The organism is Allobosea sp. CRIB-10 (assembly GCF_900112185.1).
Lineage (GTDB): Bacteria > Pseudomonadota > Alphaproteobacteria > Rhizobiales > Beijerinckiaceae > Allobosea.
The window spans coordinates 349,308-369,035 of record NZ_FOKP01000002.1; the positions used below are offsets into that span (position 1 = coordinate 349,308).

The 19,728-nt window shown below is 68.8% G+C and carries 19 protein-coding genes; all 19 read right to left on the reverse strand.

All coding sequences use genetic code 11. The annotated features are described in order from the left end of the window. Nucleotide 1: 1 nt before the first annotated feature. Nucleotides 2-745 (reverse strand): ABC transporter ATP-binding protein, encoded by a 744-nt coding sequence (locus tag BMZ69_RS04490; protein WP_092155267.1) that lies wholly within the window; start codon nt 743-745, stop codon nt 2-4. Continuing rightward, nucleotides 742-1,785 carry a branched-chain amino acid ABC transporter permease gene (locus tag BMZ69_RS04495; protein ID WP_092155269.1) on the reverse strand — a complete coding sequence of 348 codons (1,044 nt, stop codon included), beginning with the start codon at nt 1,783-1,785 and terminating at the stop codon, nt 742-744. Before BMZ69_RS04495 ends, BMZ69_RS04490 begins: the two co-directional genes overlap by 4 nt. Beyond that, on the reverse strand, nt 1,778-2,668 hold the full coding sequence (locus tag BMZ69_RS04500; RefSeq protein ID WP_092155271.1) for a branched-chain amino acid ABC transporter permease: 891 nt from the start codon (nt 2,666-2,668) through the stop codon (nt 1,778-1,780). The genes BMZ69_RS04495 and BMZ69_RS04500 overlap by 8 nt, the downstream gene beginning before the upstream one ends. Before the next feature lie 64 nt (nt 2,669-2,732). After that, entirely contained in the window at nt 2,733-3,914 is a 1,182-nt protein-coding gene (locus tag BMZ69_RS04505; protein ID WP_092155273.1) for an ABC transporter substrate-binding protein, read from the reverse strand. 87 nt (nt 3,915-4,001) lie between these two features. After that, nucleotides 4,002-4,805 (reverse strand): enoyl-CoA hydratase/isomerase family protein, encoded by an 804-nt coding sequence (locus BMZ69_RS04510; RefSeq protein WP_092155275.1) that lies wholly within the window; start codon nt 4,803-4,805, stop codon nt 4,002-4,004. Between the two features lie 29 nt (nt 4,806-4,834). Then, a complete protein-coding gene (locus tag BMZ69_RS04515) occupies nt 4,835-6,379 on the reverse strand; it encodes an AMP-binding protein (RefSeq protein WP_092155277.1) in 1,545 nt (514 codons plus the stop codon). Then, nucleotides 6,372-6,914, reverse strand: a complete 543-nt coding sequence (locus BMZ69_RS04520; protein ID WP_092155279.1) for a (2Fe-2S)-binding protein — start codon at nt 6,912-6,914, stop codon at nt 6,372-6,374. Before BMZ69_RS04520 ends, BMZ69_RS04515 begins: the two co-directional genes overlap by 8 nt. Continuing rightward, complete coding sequence (locus tag BMZ69_RS04525; protein ID WP_092155281.1) at nt 6,902-7,729, reverse strand: FAD binding domain-containing protein; 828 nt, start codon at nt 7,727-7,729, stop codon at nt 6,902-6,904. The genes BMZ69_RS04520 and BMZ69_RS04525 overlap by 13 nt, the downstream gene beginning before the upstream one ends. Further along, nucleotides 7,726-10,668 carry a xanthine dehydrogenase family protein molybdopterin-binding subunit gene (locus BMZ69_RS04530; protein ID WP_092155283.1) on the reverse strand — a complete coding sequence of 981 codons (2,943 nt, stop codon included), beginning with the start codon at nt 10,666-10,668 and terminating at the stop codon, nt 7,726-7,728. Before BMZ69_RS04530 ends, BMZ69_RS04525 begins: the two co-directional genes overlap by 4 nt. 123 nt (nt 10,669-10,791) lie before the next feature. Then, entirely contained in the window at nt 10,792-11,637 is an 846-nt protein-coding gene (locus BMZ69_RS04535; RefSeq protein WP_092155285.1) for a helix-turn-helix domain-containing protein, read from the reverse strand. 167 nt (nt 11,638-11,804) lie between these two features. Further along, nucleotides 11,805-12,707, reverse strand: coding sequence for a DUF1684 domain-containing protein (locus tag BMZ69_RS04540; RefSeq protein WP_092155287.1), 903 nt, complete (start codon nt 12,705-12,707; stop codon nt 11,805-11,807). 51 nt (nt 12,708-12,758) lie between these two features. Further along, entirely contained in the window at nt 12,759-14,069 is a 1,311-nt protein-coding gene (locus BMZ69_RS04545) for an acyl-CoA thioesterase/BAAT N-terminal domain-containing protein (RefSeq protein WP_092155289.1), read from the reverse strand. Between the two features lie 20 nt (nt 14,070-14,089). Then, on the reverse strand, nt 14,090-15,004 hold the full coding sequence (locus tag BMZ69_RS04550) for an Ldh family oxidoreductase (protein ID WP_092155291.1): 915 nt from the start codon (nt 15,002-15,004) through the stop codon (nt 14,090-14,092). Continuing rightward, nucleotides 15,001-15,720 carry a GntR family transcriptional regulator gene (locus tag BMZ69_RS04555; RefSeq protein ID WP_092155293.1) on the reverse strand — a complete coding sequence of 240 codons (720 nt, stop codon included), beginning with the start codon at nt 15,718-15,720 and terminating at the stop codon, nt 15,001-15,003. Before BMZ69_RS04555 ends, BMZ69_RS04550 begins: the two co-directional genes overlap by 4 nt. A gap of 13 nt (nt 15,721-15,733) precedes the next feature. Then, nucleotides 15,734-16,549, reverse strand: a complete 816-nt coding sequence (locus BMZ69_RS04560) for an ABC transporter permease (protein ID WP_092155295.1) — start codon at nt 16,547-16,549, stop codon at nt 15,734-15,736. A 1-nt stretch (nt 16,550) separates the two neighbouring features. Beyond that, nucleotides 16,551-17,333: an ABC transporter ATP-binding protein gene (locus BMZ69_RS04565; RefSeq protein WP_244543204.1), complete on the reverse strand. Its 783-nt coding sequence runs from the start codon at nt 17,331-17,333 to the stop codon at nt 16,551-16,553. 20 nt (nt 17,334-17,353) lie between these two features. Continuing rightward, nucleotides 17,354-18,373, reverse strand: coding sequence for an ABC transporter substrate-binding protein (locus BMZ69_RS04570; protein ID WP_175506661.1), 1,020 nt, complete (start codon nt 18,371-18,373; stop codon nt 17,354-17,356). Nucleotides 18,374-18,596: 223 nt separating this feature from the next. Then, nucleotides 18,597-19,355: a sulfite exporter TauE/SafE family protein gene (locus BMZ69_RS04575; RefSeq protein ID WP_092155301.1), complete on the reverse strand. Its 759-nt coding sequence runs from the start codon at nt 19,353-19,355 to the stop codon at nt 18,597-18,599. 39 nt (nt 19,356-19,394) lie between these two features. Next, nucleotides 19,395-19,631, reverse strand: a complete 237-nt coding sequence (locus BMZ69_RS04580) for a DUF1127 domain-containing protein (RefSeq protein ID WP_092155303.1) — start codon at nt 19,629-19,631, stop codon at nt 19,395-19,397. Nucleotides 19,632-19,728: the final 97 nt, after the last annotated feature.

Sequence of the window (19,728 nt, forward strand, 5' to 3'; positions counted from 1 at the left end):
GTCAGTGATGTCCGAAATAAGCGGCCTGCACGGAAGGATCGGCCCGCACCACGGCGGGCGGCCCCTCGGCGAGCTTGCGGCCCTGATGCATGACGACGACATGGTCCGAGAGGGCCATGACCAGTCCGATATCGTGCTCGATCAGCAGCACGCTGACGTCGCGGCTGAGCTCTCGCACCAGCTTGGCCGTGTCGGCGGTGTCGGCATGGCTCATGCCCTGCGTCGGCTCGTCGAGCAGCAGGATCTTCGGCTCCGACGCCAGGCAGACCGCGATCTCGAGCCGGCGCTGGTCGCCATGCGAGAGATTGCCGGCGAGCTCGTCGCGCTTGTGGCCGAGCTGGAAGCGCTCGAGCATCTCGCCGGTCTTGGCGAGCGCCCGGGTCGAGCGGCCGAGCGGCAGGAAGGCGCGGGCCTTCGGCTCCAGCACCTGCGCCGCCATGCGCAGGTTCTCGGCTACCGTCAGCTCGAAGAACAGGTTTGTGATCTGGAAGGAGCGCGACAGCCCGGCCGCCTTGGTGCGCGCCGGCGAGGCCCCGGTCATGTCGATGCCGTCGATCAGGAGCTGACCGGATTTCGGCTTCAATGCCCCGCTGATCAGGTTGAACAGCGTCGACTTGCCGGCGCCGTTCGGCCCGATCACCGTGGTGATCCGGTTGCGCTCTGCGCTGAAGCTGACCCTGTCGACCGCCTTCAGGCCGCCGAAGGTGATGCCGAGCTCGCGGATTTCGAGGACGGGACCGGTCATGGCTTGGCACTCCCCGCTTCGAGCCGGGCCGGGGCGAAGGACGGCGCGGCCGGCTTTTGCGTGCCGGCGAGCAGGCGCTCCTCGATGCGCGGCCGGATGAAGCCGACCAGCCCCTTGGGCAGGAACATCACGCAGACCATGAAGATCAGGCCGATCACGATGAGATGGTGCTCGGTCCAGCTACCGATGATCGACTTCAGCAGGACGAGCAGCACCGAGCCGTAGATCGCGCCGATCAGCGTGCCGACACCGCCGAGGATGACCGAGATCACCGCATTGCCGGACGTCGCGAAGAACATCAGCTCCGGCGAGACGAAGCCGCGCAGCATCGGATAGAGCGCGCCCGAGAGCCCGGCGATCAGCCCGGCCAGCACATAGGAGAACATGCGCGCCCGCCAGACCGAATAGCCGAGGAAGGGCACGCGCTTCTCATTGGCCTTGAGCGCGGTCAGCACCCGCCCGAACGGCGTGTCGAGCAGATAGGCGGTGAGCCCGTACAGCCCCATGATGATCGCGAGCACGACCAGGAAGAAGCCGACAGGGTTGCCGGCCGAGACCGAGACCGGGCCGAAGCCGATCTCGATGACGGGAATGCCGATCATGCCGTCGGAAGCGCCGAGCTCGCGGGTGTTGTAGACGACCTTGGCGACGACCTGCGCCAGGCCGAAGGTGATCAGCGCGAAATAGACGCCGCGCACCCGGTTGGCGATCAGGCCGCCGATGATCGAGGCGACGAGCGTCGCCCCGCCTGCCGCCGCCATGGCGAGCCAGAAGGACGGCACCTTCAGCAGGGTCAGCGCCGAGACATAGGCGCCGATGCCGAAATAGAGCGCCTGCCCCAGCGAGAGCGCGCCGGAATAGCCGAGCAGCAGGTCGACCGAGAGGGCGAGCCCCGCAAAGATCAGCGCCTCCGTGCCGAGGCGAAGATAGAAGGTGTCGCCGCTGGCGGCGCCGATCGCGGCGAGCGCGAGCGCGGCCGCGACGAAGACCAGGGCGAGCAGATGACTCGCGCGCATCGACAAAGTCAGCCGGTCACGCATGGCCGAGCCTCCCGAACAGGCCCTGCGGGCGGAAAACGAGGAAGGCGACCATCGTCCCGAACACGATCGGATCGGTCCAGACCGGCGAGATCACCAGGCTGGCCAGCGCCTGAACCTGCGTCAGCAGCAGGCCGGCGACGACGGCGCCCCAGATCGAGCCCATGCCGCCGACGATGACGACGGTGAAGGCGAGCAGGATGAAGTCGCGCCCCATGGTCGGGAACACCGAATAGATCGGCGCGAGCAGGACGCCGGCGAGGCCCGCGAGTGCGACGCCGAAGGCAAAGGTGCCCGCATAGACCAGCGCCACCGGCACGCCGAGCGAAGCCGCCATGTTGCGGTCGAAGGCGGCTGCCCGGACCATCGCGCCGAGACGGGTGCGATAGACGACATAGGCGACTCCGCTGACGATCGCCGCGCCGACCACGATCAGGAAGAGCCGGTAGTTCGGCACGATGATGCCGGCGAGCTCGGTCGCGCCGGGGATCGGCGTCGGCGGCCGCTGGGTGTTGGGCCCGAAGGCGACCTTGAGCAGATCCTCGACCACGAGCGCGAGGCCGAAGGTGACGAGCAGCGTGGTGACGTGCCGATCCCGGCTGTCGAAGACCGGCCGGATCAGCAGGCGCTCTGCCGCCATGCCGAGCGGCACCATCAGGACCGGCACCAGCACGAGCAGGAACCAGAAACTGATCCCGGCTGCGCCCAGAGCGAGAGCCGCATAGGCGCCGATGGCGTAGAACTCGCCATGGCTCATATTGATGACGTCGAGCATGCCGAAGATGATCGTCAGCCCGAGGGCGACCAGCACCACGGCGACCCCGAGCGCGAGCCCGTTGACGACCTGCGGCGCCAGCACGAATTGGAGGTAGTCGAGGGCATTCATGTCATGTGCTTTCGCGAGGGCGGTGTGACCCCTCCCACGTGAAGGGAGGGGTCGGCGCCTGTCCTCAGAACCTTGTGCAGGCGTCGGGGCCGATCGCCTTGTCGGCGTCGACCTTGTCGATGATGTCGAACTTGCCCTTGGCGACGCGCACCACATACATCGGCTGCATCGCCTGATGATCGCCGGCGCGGATGGTCTTGGCGCCCTGCGGCGTCTGCCAGCTCAGCCCGCGCAGCGCCTCGCGCACCTTGTCGGTCTCGGTCGAGCCCGCCTTCTCGACGGCGGCCTTATAGGCGAAGAGCAGGCCGTAGCTGTCGGCGCCGTAGAGATCGGGATCGGCCTTGTTGGCCGCGCGGAAGGCTGCGACGAACGCCTTGTTCTCCGGTGTGTCGATCTGCGGGGAATAGCCGACGCCGGTGGCGAAGCCCTCGGCCGCCTGGCCGATCGCGCCGATGTTCTGCGAAGTCACGGTGCCGGAAGCGCCGACGACCTGCAGATTGGTGAGCAGGCCGAAATCCTGCAGCTGGGTCAGCAGCCTGACGGTGTCGTTGCCGGCGACGGAGGTATAGAGCACCTGCGGCCGCGAAGCGCGAATCTGGCCGAAATACTGGGTGTAGTCCTTGGAATCGAGCGGCGCGAACACCTCGCCGCCGGTCGGCGCGCCGGATTTCTCGGCGCTGCTCTTGAAGGCGGCGACGGTCGAGCGGCCCATCTCATAGTCCGGGCCGAGATAATAGACCTTGGCCTTCGGCTTCTCCTTGGCGAGCCAGGCGGCGAGCGCGACCGATTGCTGCTCGGCGCGCGCATTCACGCGGAACATGTTCGGCGAGCATTTGTCCGTGGTGATCGAGTCGGCGAAGGAGACAGTCGTCGCCGCGAGCTTGGCATTGCGCTCGGCCAGCTGGGCGACGGCGAGCGTCGAGCCGGAATTGACTGTGCCGGTGAGGAAGTCGACCTTCTCGACCTGGAACAGCTTCTCAGCCTTCTGCACGGCGACGGCCGGGTTGGCCTCCTCATCCTCGAAGACCAGGTTGACCTGCCGGCCTGCGATGCCACCCGCGGCATTGATCTCCTTGGCGGCGAGCTCCAGGCCCCAGCGGACCTGCTGGCCGATCGGGGTATAGGTCCCCGAGAGCGGCGTGACGACGCCGATCTTGATCGGGCCGCTCTGGGCAAGCGCGCCGCCCGTGAGCGCCGTCGCGGCGAGCACTACGGCGGCGACAGTGAGATATCCGGTCGTCTTCATGGTCGTTCCCTCGGTTCTGGTTGTTGTTCTGCGATGTCGGCTTGGCGGACCTGCGCGAGGCATTGCTCGCGCAGGCATTTTGCCGGCTCAGCGGCCGGTGAACTTCGGTGCGCGCTTGGCGTGGAAGGCCTCGACGCCCTCGCGGAAATCGTCGGACTGGCGCAGGCGGCTGTAGCAATGCCCTTCCAGCTCGATCGCGATCGCCAGCGTCGAATCCTCGGTGTCGTTGAGCAGCTTCTTGGCGGTGCGCTGGGCGATCGGCGAGAAGGAGCGCAATTCGTCGACCAGGCGATCGGTCGCGGCCTCGAGCTCCCCATCCGGAACGCATTCGGTGGCGATGCCCCAGTCGAGCGCCTGCTTGCCCGAGATGCGCCTGGAGCGCATCACGATGTCCTTGGTCCGGGTGATGCCGACGATCTTCTGCAGGCGGGCCGAGCCGCCCGAGCCGGGGATCTGCCCGAGCTTCTGCTCCGGCAGCGCGTATTGGCAGGTCTCCGAGACGATGCGGAAGTCGCAGGCGAGCGAGATCTCGAAGCCGACGCCGAAAGTGTAGCCGCGGTTGGCGACGATCACCGGCTTCGCGCAGCGCGCCGGGGCGGCGATGTTCCAGGCGAGCTTGGAGACATGCTCGGGCGAGGCCTCCAGGAAGCCCTTGATGTAGCCGCCAGAGGAGAAGTGCTCGCCGACGGCGCGCAGCACGATGATGCGCACGCGATCGTCCTCGTCGAGCGCCTCGAACACCTTGCGCAGCTGGTCGCGCTGGGCCATCGCCACCGTGTTCATCGGCGGCCGGTCGAGGATGATGTCGGCGCGTTCGCGAGCGGGATCGATCTCGACGCGGAAACCGTCGAGACCGGTGAGGCTGGCGTGGATCGGGGTGACTGCGTTCATGGCTTTAGCTCTCGGTTTCAGGGTTGGGATCATTCGGCGGCGAGATCGGGTCGCTCGGGCTCGTACTCGCCGGCGACGAGCTGGCGGCGCAGCAGCTTGCCGACCGGCGATTTCGGGATCGCCTTGACGAACTCGTAGCGGCGCGGACGCTTGAAATTGGCGAGGCCGGAGATCTTGCAATGCCGGTCGAGTTCCTCGGCGGTGACGGCCGAGGCGCGCTGCACGAAGGCGACGACGATCTTGCCCCAGCGCTCGTCGGGCAGGCCGACCACGGCGACTTCGGAGACGGCCGGGTGCAGCGACAGGCAGCTCTCGATGTCGACCGGCGAGACGTTCTCGCCGCCGGTGATGATCATGTCATCGACGCGGCCGGTGACGAAGAGATCGCCGTCCTCGTCGAAATAGCCGGTGTCGCCGGTGAAGTACCAACCGTCGCGCAGCGATTTGGCGTCGGCCTCGGGCCGGCGCCAGTAGCCCTCGAAGGCTTCGTCGCTGGCGGCAAGCGCGATGATCTCGCCTTCCTCGCCGGGCCGGGCCAGCTCCGCGGCCGAGGCCGCACCGAGCCGGACCACACGGATGAGCTGGTTGAGCCCGGCCTTGCCGGCGCAACCCGGCTTCGCCGCGGCCTTCTGGTTGAGGGTGAAGGTGTAGATCTCCGACGAGCCGTAATGGTTGACGAAGAGCTCGGGCCTGAACGCCTCGGTCAGCTTGCCGAGCAACCCGTCGGTCATCGGCGCGCCGGCGAAGCCGAGCTTGCGCACCGAGGAGACGTCGCTCCCGGCGAAGCGCGGGTGATGGACGACGTCATGATAGAGCGTCGGCACGAGATAGAGATTGCTGACGCGCTCGGCCTCGATCAGCTCCAGCGCCCGCGCCGCATCGAAGCGCGGCAGGCAGACGAAGCTGCCGCCGATCAGCGACATCGCCAGCAGCGAGCGCACCCCCATCGTGTGATAGAGCGGCATGACGCCGAGCGTGCATTCGCCATTGCCGTAGAGGTTCTGCGCGACATGGGCGAGCGCGGCCATGCGCTCGGCCCGGTGCCGCCGCGGCACGCCCTTGGGCTTGGCCGTGGTGCCGGAAGTATAGAGCATCAGCGACCAGTCTTCGGCGCCGGCGCGAGGCGTCGCGGTCGGCGCCTGATTGCCGATCATCTCGCCGAAGCTCAGATCGGCAGGGCCGGCATCGCTGCCGACCGCGATCCGCGGCAGGCTCGCGCCGAGTGTGCTCTCGGCCATGGCAATAGCGGAGACGGCTTCGAAGGCGATCGCTTTGGCGCCGGCATTCTCCAGCACGAAGTCGATCTCGTCCGGCTTCGCCCGCCAGTTGATCGGCGTCATGATCAGCCCGGCGAACTGGCAGGCCCAGTGCAGGCTCGCCGCTTCCCAGCGGTTCTGCAGCACGCTGACGAAATGGTCGCCGGCCTTGAGCCCGATGCCGTCGAAGGCGGCGACGAGCGAGGAGATGCGCGCCAGCCATTGCGTATAGTTCAGGCGGACCTCGCCATCGACGATGGCGAGTGCGTCGGGGGTACGCGCCACGCTGGCAGTGAAGCTGGTCCCGAGGTCAAACATCGAGGGATTCCAAGGCGATAGTCTGGGCAATGGTCTGGGATTCCCGGCGCAGCAGGGCAGCGGCCTCGACTGCGGCGGCGATGATCGGGGTGTAGCCGGTGCAGCGGCAGAGATGCCCGCCGACGACCTCGCGCAGCTCCTGCTCGCTGGGCTCCGGCTGCTCGCGCAGGAAGGCGTCGAGCGAGATCAGGATGCCGGCCGTGCAGAAGCCGCATTGCAATGCGTGGTGCCTCCGGAAGGCGGCCTGCAGCACCGAGAGACGATCCTGCGCCGGCGCCAGCCCCTCGACCGTAGTGACCTCCCGGCCTTCGAGCTGGACGGCGAGCGTCAGGCAGGCGCGGGCCGGCGCGCCGTCGATCAGGATGGTGCAGGCGCCGCAGACGCCGTGCTCGCAGCCGACATGGGTGCCGGTAGCGCCGATGTCGTGGCGCAGCGCGTCGGTCGCGAGCAGGCGCGGCTCGGCCTCGACCGAGACGGGCTTGCCGTTCAGCGTGAAGCCGACGCGGTGGCGGGTGGCGGCGCTCAGGCGAGGCATCGGCCGGCCTCCTCGATCGTGCGGCGGCCGAGGGTGCGGACGAGGTCGCGGCGCAGCCTGGCGCTGGCATGGAGATCCTCGCGGGCGTCGAGCTCCCAGGCGAAGGCGTTGAGCGCATCGTCCAGCGCCGAACCGTCCAGGCGCGGCCAGCTCCGGCGCTCAGGCTTGTCGGCGACACCGGCGACCGCGAGATGAATCTGCCCGGCCTCGACCATCGCCGCACAGCCGACGATGGCGAAGTCGCCATGCCGGCGCGCCACCTCGTTGAAGGCATAGCCGGTGCCGGGCCGGGCAGCCGGAAAGGCGACGGCCTCGATCAGCTCGTCATCGGCCTTCCCGGTCACCATCATGCCCGCGAAGAAGTCGGCCGCCTTGAGCACGCGGCGCTTGCGGCGGGAACGCAGCCGGACCTCGCCAGCGAGCGCGACCAGGCAGAGCGGAATCTCGGCGCTGGGATCGGCATGGGCGGCCGAGCCGCAGACCGTGCCGCGCGCCCGGGTCTGGTAATGGCCGAGCCAGGGCAAGGCGGCGGCCAGCAGCGGCTGCTCGCTCGCAAGGCCCGGCCGCTGCAGCAGCGCCGCCTGCCGGACACCGGCCGGCACGACGATGATCTCGCCCTCGCGCCGGACCTCGCCGAGCCCGGCCACGCCCATGATGTCGACGAGCACGGCTGGCTTGGCCAGGCGCATGTTCAGCATCGGCAACAGCGACTGGCCGCCGGCGATGATCCGCGCCTCGGAGCCATGCTCGGCGAGCGTTGCCAGGGCCTCGTCGAGATTGCCGGCGCGCAGATAGTCGAAGGGCGCGGGCTTCATGCGCGCCTCCCGAACAGGCGGGCGAGCAGGCCGGGCTTGCCCGGCGACGCCTTGCGCGCCAGCGCCGCGAAGAACTGGCCGATGATCGCCTTGGCCGCGCCGTCGAGCAGGCGCCCGCCGATCGCCGCGACCTTGCCGCCGACAGCCGCCTCATAGGCGTAGCCGATCACGGTGCCGCCAGCGCCATCAGGCGTCAGCGTCACGCGGCCGGAGCCGCCGCCGGTGCCGAGCGCGCCCGAGACCGAGCCGGTCAAGGTCGCGGCCCTGGGCTCGTCGAGGTTCGAGAGCTTGATCTCGGCCTTGTAGCGCCCCTTCACCGGGCCGACGCCGAGCGTGACATCGGCCTTGAAATGCGTGTCGGACAGCTTCTCCACGCCATGGCAGCCGGGGATGATCGAGGCGAGCGTGTCGACGTCGAGCAGCATCGCCCAGATCGCCGCGGGTGCGGCGGCGACCCTCGCCTCGCCTTCGCCGCGCAGGCTGCGATCGCCCGGCCTGGCGGCAGGCACTACCGCACGGCCGGTCTCTGGCTGGGCCGGCTCGGGCCCGGCGGCGAGTGCCGCGAGCCTGGCCGGGGTCAGCGGCAGGTTGATCTCGGAGACCCCGAGCGCATCGGCGACCGCATTCGCCAGGCAGACCGGCGTCGACATGCAGTTGCCCTCGCCGACGCCCTTGGTGCCGAGCTGCGTGAAGGGCGACGGCGTCTCGATGTGCAGGATCTCGATGTCCGGCGTCTCGGTCGCGGTCGGCAGCAGGTAGTCGGCGAGGGTGCCGGTCAGGAAGGCGCCGTCCTCGGCATAGGCGAGCTCCTCGTAGAAGGTCGCACCAAGCGCCTGGGCGAAGCCGCCGCGGATCTGGCCCTCGACCATGCCGGGATGCAGGACGCGGCCACAGTCATGCATGGTGACATAGCGGTCGATCCGCGCCTTGCCATTGGCCGGATCGACCTCGACGCCGGCCATGTCGAAGATGAAGCCATGGCAGAGCGAGGAGTTGATCTCGTCGCCCTCGCTCGGCGCCGTCAGCTGCGGCGGCGTCCAAAAGGCGGTCTCGCGGATGGTCTGGTCGACACCATCAGGCAGCAGCGCCGGCGCCCAGTGGCAGAGCGCCGCGACACGGCCGAACGGGATGGTCTTGTCCGGATTGCCCTTGGCGAAGACCGCGCCGCCGGCAAAGCCGATCTGCGTGGACTCGGCCTTAAGCTGGTCCGCCGCGATCAAGGCGAGCTTGTCGCGCAAGCGGATCGCGGCGAGATGAGCGGCGCCGGCCACCGCCGCAGCAAAGCGGCTGGAATAATTGCCGGAGGCGATCGACCAGGCATCCTTGCCGGTATCGAGATCGGCGACGACCCTGATGTCGCGATGCGGCAGACCGAAGATGTCGGCGACGACCTGCGCCAGAACGGTGCGGTGGCCCTGGCCCTGCGGCGTCGAGGCGACATGGACGCTGACCGAGCCGACCGGATCGATCGAGACCGTCGCCGTCGCCTGCGCGCCGTTCTTCGGCCCGGCCTTGCGCCGTTCCTCGGCGGTCAGCACGGTGGTGATGTAGCCCATATTGGAGACACTGGGCTCGACCGCAGCGGCGAAGCCGATGCCGTAGCGCTTGCCGGCGGCGCGCGCTGCATCGCGGCGCTGTTCGAGCTCGGCGAGGCGGCCGGCGACCGCCTGCTCGACCGCCGCCTGGTAGTCGCCGGAGTCGTAGAGCGCGCCGGTGGCGGTGCGGTAGGGGAAGGCGCCGGCCGGGATCAGGTTCCGGCGGATGACGTCGAGCGGATCGAGCTGCAATTCGACGGCGATGCGCTGCATCAGCCGCTCCAGCGCGAAATAGACCTGCGGGCCGCCGAAGCCGCGCACCAGCCCGGTCGGCGCCTTGTTGGTCAGCACGACGCGGTTGCGCATCGCAACATGGCGGATGTCGTAGGCGCCGGTCATGTTGCCATGCATCCGGTAGAGCGTCGCCGGCTCCGGAGCGCGCGGATAGGCGCCGCAATCCTCGATCTGGTCCCAGTCGAGCGCGCTGATGCATCCCTCAGCAGAGACGGCGGCCTTGAGCGCGGTGACGCGGTTGGTCGCCGCCACCGCCGCGCCGAGATGCTCGAGCCGGTCCTCGATCCATTTCACCGGCCGCCCGGCGATCCGCGCGGCGACCCCGATCAGAACGGCATAGGGGGCGACGCCCTGCTTGACGCCGAAGCTGCCACCGGAGTCCGGCGGCATGCGCAGCCGCAGGCGGTTGCCGGGGACCTTCAGCGCCCGCGCTAGCACGGTGTGGATGCTGAACGGGCCCTGGAAATTGGCGAGTATGTCGTAGACGTCCTCATGCGGGTCGTAGTCGGCGACGACGCCGAAGGTCTCCATCGGCGCCCCGGTATTGCGCGGATAGGCGACGCTGACCGAGATCGTGTGCGCGGCCGCGGCGAAGGCGGCTTCGGGCTCGCCATAACGGAAGCGCCGGTCGCTGACGAGGTTCGCACCGGCCTTCTCGTGCAGGACGGGCGCGCCCTCCCCCATGCTGGCGACGGGATCGACGACCGTCTTGAGCGGCTTGTACGCGACCTCGATCGCGTCGAGCGCATCCTCGGCAAGATAGCGGCTCTCGGCCACCGCGATCGCGACGGGCTCGCCGACATAGCGCACGCGCTCGAGCGCCATCGGCCAGTTCTCGGCGGCGATCTTCAGCCCGGCGACCATCGGCGTGGTCAGCTTGGCAAGATCGCGGCCCGTGACGATCGCGACCACGCCCGGCAGCGCGGCGGCGGTCTCGGTCTCGATCGAGAGGATGTCGGCATGGGCGTGCGGCGAGCGCAGGATCGCGGCGTGCAGCGTGCCCGGCCTGGTGCCGAGATCATCGATGAAGCGCCCGCGACCAGTCAGCAGGGCGGCGTCCTCGACGCGCTCCACGGACTGACCCGTCCAGGAAATGATTTCAGCCTTCACCAGCGTTCTGCTCCCAGGAGGCGCTCTTACGGAGGCGCCTCCTGGGAAGGTTCGGTCATCGGCCGGCCAGGTTCGATCCCGCCCAGTCTTGCGACTTACCGAATAGTCTCAAATTCGAAGGAATCAGCGGCCGAGGCGCGCCACGTTGCGGAACTCGCTCGGCGCCACCGAGCAATGATCGCGGAAGAAGCGGGTGAAATGGGCCGGCGCGCTGAAGCCGAGCCGGTCGCCGATCGCGCTGAAGCTCTCATCGCCGTCGACGACGGCGCCGACCGCGAGCTCGACCTTCAGCACATTGAGGAAGACGTGGGGCGTCACGCCGGTCGAGCTCTCGAACATCCGGAAGAAATGCGCCCGCGACAGGCCAGCCTCGCTCGCCAGCCGCTCGATCGAGAGCGGCGCTGCGGGGTCGGATCGCATCAGCGAGATCGCCCGGCGCACCCTAAAATCAACCGCGCTCGAACGCGCGATCTCGCGCAAGGAAGCGCCGATCGAGCGCCAGGGCGTGAAGCGCTCGATCACGGCGATCATCAGCTCGGAGAGCAACTCCTCCTGGCGGCGGCTGGCGCCGGGCTCGTGCACCATCTCCGCGGCAAGATCGAGCGCGGTCTGGCGAATATGCGCGCTGACTTCGCCGGCGGAGTGCTCGAAGAAGCCGGGCGAGCCGCTCGCCGCCCAGTTCGGCCGGAAACTGCGCAGCCAGTCCGGCTCGATATAGAGCGCCAGGATCAGCGCGTTCTTGCGCGAGGGATCATGGACGTAGGCATGCGTCTCCCAGGCATTGACCAGCACGGCGAGATCATCGGTCAGCGGCGCGACATGGTCTCCGACCAGGAACTGCGTGTCGTCACCGTCGACCTTCAGCAGGACATGGCAATGCGGATGCGCGTGCCGGACGAGGCTGCGATCCATGTCGAGCAGCGCCACCCGGCCGAAAGCTCCGTGCGCGATGCGCAGGGCATCCGACATACCGTTTCCTCACCGAGCATCTTGTTGCTTGCGGGCCAGCCGGCGAAAGAAAGATATTGAACGGCCGCTCACCGCCTTTCAAGACAGCCAGGGTCGGCCGCTTTGTCGCGGCTTCCCCCTCGCATTGCTTCGATACCTCGAAACGGCAGGCGTCAGCCCGCGCCTCCTCAGGCTCTCAGCTCGGCAGCGCCGTTTTCCCGGGGCTGGTACGTCGTCGTCCGCGCCACGCTCTGCGCCGGGCGCTTCTCGCCGGCCAGCACCTCGAAATCGAGATGGTTCTCGGGCGGCACCAGCGGGCAGGTGACGAAGTTGGTGAAGGCGCAGGGCAGCGCCACCGCATAGTTGAAGTCGATCCAGTCGATGCGGGTGTTCGCCGCATCAGTGAACTGCAATTCGATGACGCGGCCAGCGCCATAGGTGATCGGGCCGCTGGTCCTATCGCGGACATGGGCGACGGGCTGCACGCCGGTCGGCGTGTCCTTGCCGATGAGCACGACGGTGTGGCTCTTGCCGCCGAACTCGAAGGTGAAGGTGCCCATGCGCGGCGTCGTCTCGCGCACGCCGGCTTCCACCGTCTCGGCCTCGAACTCGACGCGCTCCGCCGGCGTGTAGACGCCGGGGATGCGCCAGGCCGGATCGTAGTCGAAGGCGGTGACACCGGCATCCTCCAGGCGCGTCGCCTGGCGCGGGTCGCGCACGCGAACGCCGTAGAGCCGGCTGCCGTCATGCTTGGTGCGGACGATGGTCTCGACCTCGTTCACGCCGAAATAGACCGGGACGCTCTCGCCATGGCCATAGGTCTGGTTGCGGCCGGGGACGATCTCGACCGGGCCTGTGGGGTATTCGCCGTTCACCGACAGGGTCGGGCCCGAAGCCGGTGGCGTGAAGATGACCCGACCGCCCTCGACCGACCAGCGGCCGGGAAGGAGCTCGAACGCAACGTCGCGATCGTCCTCCTCCAGCCAGTACTGGGCGACGAGCGCGGTCCAGCCATAGGGGCGGAACATGGTGGCGACATGGGCATGGCGCCATTCGCGCCACTGGCCTTCCAGATGTTCTCGCGTCGGCATGGTCGTTGTCCTTCGAAGGCTCGGAATGTCTGCTTGCGGCTGAGTGTCGGGCTAGCGGCCGGTGACCTCGGCCAGGAAGGCGAGGACGCCGCGCCAGGAGCCGTCATCGGCCCGTGCATTGCCGGAGGGCGTGCCGCCGCTGGTGTAGGGCACCTTCGAGACCGGGTGCTCGCGGCTGAGCTGCGTCGTCGGCACGAAGGGCAGGTTGATGGCGTGGCCGGCATCGTCGAAATCGAGATGGCGGACGAGATGGGGATGGCCGTGCCGGCTCAGGGTCGAGACGACCATGCGAGAGTAGAGGCTGGAGGGCCAGGCGCGGTCGTCGCGGCCGGAAACCAGCAGCACCGGGCCGACGATCCTCTCGACCGGGATGCGAGAGCGCTCCGCCAAGGCGCGGTCCTTCAGCCCCTCAAAGAAGACGGAATGGTGCCGACTGGGCGGGGCATCGCCGGCCCAGGGATGCCAGTGCACGGCGGCATTGTCCTGCCAGAGATGCGGCAGGGGCACGCCGTCTCTCGTCCAGGTCACGCCCTGCCAGCCGCCGCGCGCCGGATCGCCGGCGCCCTGGGCGCCATGGACCATGGCGCCGGGCACATAGGCGATCACGGCCGAGACGAGATCGGGGAAGGTCGCGCCCAGCAGCAAAGCGAGCTCGCCGCCGCGCGACTGGCCGCTGACCGCGACGAAACCGTCCTTTGGCTGGAGTTCGCGATGCGCCCAGCGCAGGCCGGTCTCGAGATATTCGAGCGGGGTCTCGGTGATGAAGGGCGAGAGGCCCGGCGCCTTGAAATAGCCGAGCGCGAAGGCCTGGTAGCCATGCGAGGCGTAGAGCGCGCCGCGCGGCTCGTTGATGCCGCCGCCCGAGCCGTTGAGCACGACCACGACCGGATGCGGACCCGGACCGGCCGGCGTGAACAGCGTGCCGACCAGCCCGTCCTCGCGGATCTCCCGCCGCGACACCCCCGGCGCGGCGAAGCGCTGGAGCAGCTCGGCCTCGGCGCGGGCACCGTCGGCGGTCTCGGCGGTCAGCGCCGTCCACAAGGGCTGCATGACGTCGTCGGCGAAGAGCTCCTGGCTGGTGCCGCCGGCCGGGTGCTGGCTCCAGAGCAGGCCCATCGCCGAGACCTCGGCATAGTCGCCGCCGACGGGCGCGTCGCGGCTGAGATCAACCACACCGTCGGCATCGGCCATGAAGGTCGCCTGGCTGTCCCAGACGACGCCGCGCGAGCGCAAAGTCCGGGCGGAGATGGCGACGAGTGCGTCGGGGGCAAGTCCGGTGACGGTGATCCGGCGCGGCTCGTCGATCTGACCATCGGCAGGTGTGACCGTAAAAACAGGACGGGAAGCAGTGGGCGTCGTCATTTAGGCTCTTGTCCGTTGCATCACCGGTTTCCCCGGCTCGTCATGCGGTCGAGATGGGCGTCGAGACGCCGGGCGAAGTCGGGGTCCAGCGTCGCCTCTGTCGGCAGCCCGCCGCCGCGCGGCCAATGACCGCCACCGGTCGTCCAGTCGCTCTTCAAACCGGCGAGCTTGCCTTGCCAGTCTATGGTCTCACCCGCAGCCGCTGGATCGAAGGCGAGGAGGACAACGCCGCGCCCCTTCGGATCGCCGCGGCCGCCACCGGCGACCCCCGCGATGAGCTCGACCACGAGGCCGAGCAGCGAGCCGACCTGGCCGCCGCGCGGCAGCAGGGCCGCGACCTCGGCGGCGATGCTGGTCGGCCTGCCCTTGGCGTCGAGCGCGATCCCGGCCGGCAAGGGTTGCCCGGTGGCGCGGGCGTTGCGGATATCGGCCATGGTGGCGCTGCTGCTGGCGACGTCGATGACGATGCGCCCCTCGCCCCGGCCCATGGCGATGGCGAGCGGGTTGGTGCCGATCACGGCCTTCGTGCCGCCATGCGGCGCGACGAAGGGCGGCCCTTCGGCGCCGGCGAGGCCGACGAGCCCGGCATCGGCGAGATGGCGGACGAAGGGGGCGAGCCGGCCGACACCGCGGATGCCGCGCAGGAACACGGCGGCAAGGCCGAATTGCCGGGCAGCGGCTTCAAGGTCGAGCGTGGCTGAGGCAACGGCGAGCGGCGCGAAGCAGGCGGAGCAGTCGCGCCAGCTGATCGCCTGCGGCTCGCCCGCCGCCGGCAAAGGCGCGGCGTCGGCGCTCCATTCGTCGAGCATGGCGATACCGAAGCGCGGCAGGCCGAGCACGTCGGCTTCGACCAGCGCCGAGGCGGCGAGCGTGGCTGCCGAGCCGTCGCCGAGCGCCGCCGATAGCTTTGCTACTGCTGTGGGGGTCGTGATCACGGGCCTGTGCTCCGGGCCGCGCTGCCGACCCTGATCTCGCTCTCCGAGAGATAGCCCAGCGTCATCAGGCGCTCGATCAGGAATTCCCGGGCATGCCGGATATGGGCTGTCTCGATCGCGGCGGCGCGCTCGCCGTCGCCGGCCTCGATCGCATCGACCAGCGCCGTGTGCTCGTCGGAGTGCTGCCCGGCCTTGACCGTGAAGTCGATGGCGAAGCGCAGCAGCCGTTCGAGCTCGTCGAACAGGCTCTCGGAAAGGGCGACGACGCGCTTGTTGCGGGCGCAGCGGGCGATGGCGACATGGAAGCGCCGCGCCACCTGCTGCATCGCGCCGACATCGAGCGGCGCGGCGTATTCCCTGACGATCCCGCGCAGTTCGGCGATCTCGGCGGCGGTGGCGTAGCGCGCCGCCTGCCGGGCCGCGTGCGGGCCGATGGCGGCGCGCAAATCGAGGATCTCGTGCACGGCCTGGAAGGTGATGGCGGCGACGCGGTAGCCGCTGCGCGGCAGGATCGCGACCAGCCCGTCGGCGGCGAGCTTCTGCATGGCGTCGCGCACCGGCGTCTTCGAGACCTCATAGCGGTCGGCGATGGCGGCGGCGTCGAGCGTCGTGCCCGGCGCGATCTCGCAGCGCATGATTTCTCTCCGCAGCGCAAGGTAGATGCGCTCCGAAACCGGCGTGTGGGCGGTGGCGGCCGGGCTGGCGTCGACGCTCATGATCCAGCGCCCCTCAATGCTTCGCCCAGGGCACGAAGCGCCGCTCCAGCGCCTCCAGCGCGAGGATCGTGAGGTAGCCCATCGCCGAGATCACGACGATGCCGACGAACATCCTGGAGACCGCGAAGGTCTGCCAGGACGCCCAGATGAAGAAGCCGACGCCGCTGCGCGCGCCCAGAAACTCGGCCGCGGCGATGATGATGTAGGACGAACCGGCGGCGAGCTTCAGCCCGGTGAAGATGCTCGGCAAGGCGGCGGGGAAGGCGATGCGCCGGAAGGTCTGGAAGCGGCTTGCACCGGCGTTCTTGGCGACGTCCATGTAGATTTGCGGCGTCTGCATCACCCCGCTCATGGTGTTGTAGAGCATTAGGAAGAACACGCCGATGGCGATGACCACGAATTTCGAGGCGTCGCCGACGCCGAAGATCAGCAGGATCAGCGGCAGGATCGCGATCTTCGGCACGGGGTAGAGCGCCGAGAAGATCGGCCCGAGCAGCCGCCGGGTCGGCCGCGACAGGCCGAGGATCAGCCCCATGACGATGCCGGGCACCGCGCCCATGGCGTAGCCGACGCCGACACGGCGGAGCGTCGCGCCGATATGGTCGAACAGCTCGAAGCTCAGCACCATCCGCCAGGCGGTCTCAGCGATCGCGCTCGGGGCCGGGAAGAAGCGCCGGTCGATCAGGTTGAGCTGGCTGGAGACTTCCCAGAGCAGCAGCAGGAGCAGCGGGCTGAAATAGGAGGCGAGCCCGAACCAGCGCTCGCGCCGGGCCGGCGCCTTGAGGCGGCGCAGTTCGTCTTCCGTGAGGGTGGCGGGAACGGCGCTCATCTCATGCCCTCGCCGGGGAAGCCAGCAGATGCCAGACCTCGTAGGTCAGATCCCAGAAGCACTTGTCGCGTCGCATCTCGACGACGTCGCGCGGGCGCTCGAACGGCACTTTGAGGTCGGCGACCAGCGTGCCGGGGCGCGGTGACATCACCAGCACCCGGTCGGCCAGCGTCAGCGCTTCGTCGACGCTGTGGGTGATGAAGACCACGGTCTTGCCGGTCGTCTCCCAGATGCGCAGCAGCTCTTGCTGCAGGGTGAGCCGGGTCTGCTCGTCGAGCGCGCCGAAGGGCTCGTCCATCAGCAGGATGTCGCGATCGTCGACCAGAGCCCGCGCCACCGAGACGCGCTGCTTCATGCCGCCGGAGAGCTGATGCGGGCGAGCTTTGGCGAAATCGGTCAGGCCGGTGAGCGCCAGCAGCTCGGCGACCCGCTTGTCCTGCTCGGCGCGCGAGACGCCCTTGAGGCTGAGCGGAAAGGCGATGTTCTCCGCGACAGTGAGCCAGGGCAGGACAGAGGCTTCCTGGAAGACCATGGCCGGCGGCGTCGCGCTGTGCAGCGCAACCGTGCCGCTGAGCTTCTGCTCGAGATCGGCGAGGATGCGCAGCACCGTGGTCTTGCCGCAGCCGCTCGGCCCGACGATGCAGACGAACTCGCCCGGTGCCACGGAGAAGCTGACATCGGAGACGGCGAGCGTCACCCGGTCGCCCTCGCTGTCGTAGAACGCCTTGGTCAGATGGGCGACCTCGATGGCGGGCCGGGCCGCTTCGATGGGAGCAGGGCTCACGAGCTTGAGCGCCGGCGCCATCAGGGCTTGCTCGCGAGGAGCTCGTTGGCGCGCTTCAGGAGATCGAGACGGTAGACGGCGTCGATCTTGGCCGGGCCCTTGTATTCGAGGGCGCCGCGCTTGCGGAAGAACTCCTCCTGCTCGCGCACCGAGGCCATGTCGATGGCGCCGTCCTCGGAGCGGACGGTATAGGGGATGCCGCGCAGGGCGTCGCGCTCGGTGCCGGTGTACTTGGCGACGATGTCGAGGATCTTGTCGTCTTGCCAGCCGCCCTTGTCGAGCAGGCGGGCGGCCTTGAGATAGCCTGCCATGAAGCGGACCACCGCATCCTCGTTCCTGGCGACGAAGTCCTGGTTGAAGGCGATCAGGCCGAGCTCGGTGCCGAAGGTGTGGTCCTCGACCAGCCGGCGGCCGAGGCCCTGCTTCTCGAGCTGCCGGGCGAAGGGTTCGATGCTCCAGCCGGCCTCGAGCCCGCCATTGGCGAAGGCGGCGGCCGTCGCCGGCGGCGGCAGATAGACCGGCTCGACATCCTCGATCGTCAGCCCGCCCTTTTCCAGCGCCTTGGCGACCGAGAACATGCCGAAGCCGCTCGGCCCGGGAATGCCGACGCGCTTGCCCTTGAGGCCGGCGACCGTGCGTATGCCGGCGTCCCAGGCCTTCTGCGAGATCATGAAGGGCGAGGGCGACGGCACGCTCGCCGGCATCCGGGCCGAGGTCGCGATGATCGCGACGGTGGCGCCACGGTCGAGCGCATTGAACAGGCCGGCGCCCCAGGTCGCGGCGCCCGCCTCGGTGTTGCCGGAGGCGAGCAGCTGGATGGTCTCGGCCGTGCCGCCCTTGGGCGAGAGCGTTACCTCGACGCCGAAATCCCTGAAGAAGCCGAGCTCCCTGGCGACGAAGAACGGCGCGTAGTCGGCGAAGGGCGAATAGAGGAACTCGACCTTGGGCAGTTTCTGGGCCCGGGCCGCCGAGGCGAATGCGGGAGCGAGGGCGACTGCCGCCGCTGCTGCCATGAGATCACGACGGCTGACTGAAGGCATGTGCGGAGCTCCTCGTGCGCCAATCCGGCTCTGCAGCGCCTGCTCGTCTGCGGCGAAGATCGTGCCGCCGATCGGGAGGGCCACCGGGCCAGATACGACACGCTAGAGCTAATGCATCAGTTCTGCAAACTGATACTTTCATCGATGCGGACGGCGCCTTGCCTGCGCCCGAGCAATGCCGGCGTAATCACGCCGGCATGGCTCGCAGACCAAGCACTCGCATTCAGGCGATATAGCCGGAGACACCGTCCCAGAGCAGCTTCAGCGCCGTCACGACCAACAGCCCGTAGCAGGCGCGGTAAACTTGGCGCTGGTCCAATGCGCCATGCAGCCGCCAGCCGAGCCAGACGCCGAGCGGGATCGCCGGGAGGCAGATCGCCATCAGCGCCCAGACCTGGCTGCTCGGCTGCACCAGCAGCAGCCACGGAACAGCCTTGAGCAGGTTGCCGACCGTGAAGAACATGCTGGTCGTTCCGGCGTAGAGCTCCTTGCCGAGGCCGAGCGGCAACAGGTACATCGCCAGCGGCGGCCCGCCAGAGTGCGCCACCATGGTGGCGACGCCCGAGGTGAAGCCCGCCGCAACCGCCTTCGGCGTCGAGCGCGGCTGCAACGTCACCCCTGCTCCGCGCAGAAGCCAGAGGCCAACGAAGATCAGGGTGATCACCGCCATGACGATCGCGATGGCGCGATGATCAAGGAAGCGGAAGACCAGGTAGCCGCAGCCGATGCCGCCCACGAGGCCCGGCAGCAGCGGCTTGAGGTCCGGCTTCGACCAGGTCGACGGCTTCCAGTGGCGCAAGCCGTAGAGGTCCATCGCGATGAAGAGCGGCGCGAGCAGGCCACCGGCCGTGATCGGGTCCATCACGGTCGACAGCAGCGGGATGCCGACGATGGCGAAGCCGCCGCCAAAAGCTCCCTTCATGAAACTGATCAGGAGCACGCCGGCAAAGGCGACCAGCATGGTGGCGATGGTCAGCTCCATGACGATGCCTGCGACAGCATAGTTGCTCGCGCCTGCCCATCACGCCCTCCTTCGACCGGGCCGCGGGACGAGGCCATGCACAGCCGCCTCGATCTGGCTTCTGTCGATGCCGATGTCGTGCAGGGCGTGCTCGTCGAACTCGCGCAGGCTCGCAATCGCGGCGCGGTAGCCGAAATAGCGTGTGACCGCCCGGTAAAGCGAACCTGGCAGACGGAGCAATGTCTCGGAGCGCTTCGCGCTGACGGGGCGGGTGATGATCGGCAGAACTGCAGACATTTTTGCCTCCGTTTGGTTGCACCGGGTCAGACGTCGGCAAGAAGCTATCGTTACGTCGGCGAGGTGATCGCCGGCCGTCGTAACCCTCGCGATACCC